This window comes from Ancylobacter oerskovii, from assembly GCF_018390555.1.
GTDB classification, from domain to species: domain Bacteria; phylum Pseudomonadota; class Alphaproteobacteria; order Rhizobiales; family Xanthobacteraceae; genus Ancylobacter; species Ancylobacter oerskovii.
This window is the reverse complement of the sequence record NZ_JAHBGB010000038.1, coordinates 1-1,095: the sequence shown is the minus strand read 5'-3', so window position 1 is coordinate 1,095 and position 1,095 is coordinate 1. Positions and strand designations below refer to the sequence as shown.

1 protein-coding gene is annotated in these 1,095 nt (G+C 64.6%); it reads right to left on the bottom strand.

Annotated features, from left to right (window positions below; genetic code table 11):
* Nucleotides 1-1,095 (bottom strand): IS3 family transposase gene (locus KHC19_RS18665; RefSeq protein WP_425514524.1). Its coding sequence is split into 2 segments (ribosomal slippage), with 1,096 coding nucleotides annotated over them: nt 1-835 and nt 835-1,095; the frame shifts between segments, so codons are not numbered across the junction. This gene is flagged as partial in the annotation.

Here is a 1,095-nt window from a genome sequence, read left to right as displayed (position 1 = left end):
GCGGCCTGGGTTTCCAATGGGATTGTTGCCGCGAACTCGGCGGGGGATCGATTGCCGAGAGCTGAATGAGGGCGGTTTACATTGTAGTCCTCCTTCCACGAGGCGATTGCGGTACGGGCTTGGCCCAGGCTCGAGAATAGGGTCTCGTTCAGGCACTCGTCCCTGAACCGACCGTTGAAGCTCTCGACGAAGCCGTTCTGCATCGGCTTGCCGGGAGCGATGTAGTGCCATTCGACGCCGCTCTGCTGGCACCATTTGAGAACGGCCATCGAGGTCAGCTCGGTGCCGTTGTCGGAAACGATGGTCGCAGGCCTGCCCCGGATGGCGAGCAGCGCATCGAGTTCGCGTGTCACCCGAAGTCCCGAGAGCGAGGTGTCGGCCACCAGCGCCAGGCACTCCCGGCTGAAGTCGTCGACGACGGCCAGCACCCGGAAACGCCGACCGTCCGTGAAGGCATCCGACACGAAGTCGAGGCTCCAGCGGACGTTGACCCGATCCGGGACCAGGATGGGACGCCTCGTGCCGAGCGCTCGCTTGCGTCCTCCGCGGCGGCGGACCTGAAGCTTCTCTTCCCGATACAGCCGGCGGAGCTTCTTCTGGTTCATGACGATGCCCTGGCGCCTCAGCATGATGTGGATGCGCCGGTAGCCGAAGCGGCGGCGCTCGCCGGCCACGGCCCGCATGGCCTCCCGCAGACTTGCATCGTCGGAACGGATGCTTCGGTAACGCACGCTGGTGCGATCGACGCCTAGCGCCTTGCACGCCCGACGCTGGCTCACCCCGTGCGCCGCACAGGCATGAACCACGGCTTTGCGCCTCGCATCGGGCGTCACCATTTTTTTGCGCTGACATCCTTCAGGATCGCGTTGTCGAGCATCTGCTCGGCCAGCAGCCTCTTCAGCCGAGCGTTCTCCTCCTCGAGCGCCTTCAGCCGGCGGGCATCGGACACATCCATGCCCCCGTACTTGGCCTTGAACTTGTAGAAGGTCGCCGAGGAGATGCCGTGCTTGCGGCAGACGTCAGCGGTCTTCGCGCCCGCCTCCTGCTCCTTCAGCATCCCGATGATCTGTTCCTCTGTGAACCGTGAGGCTCGCA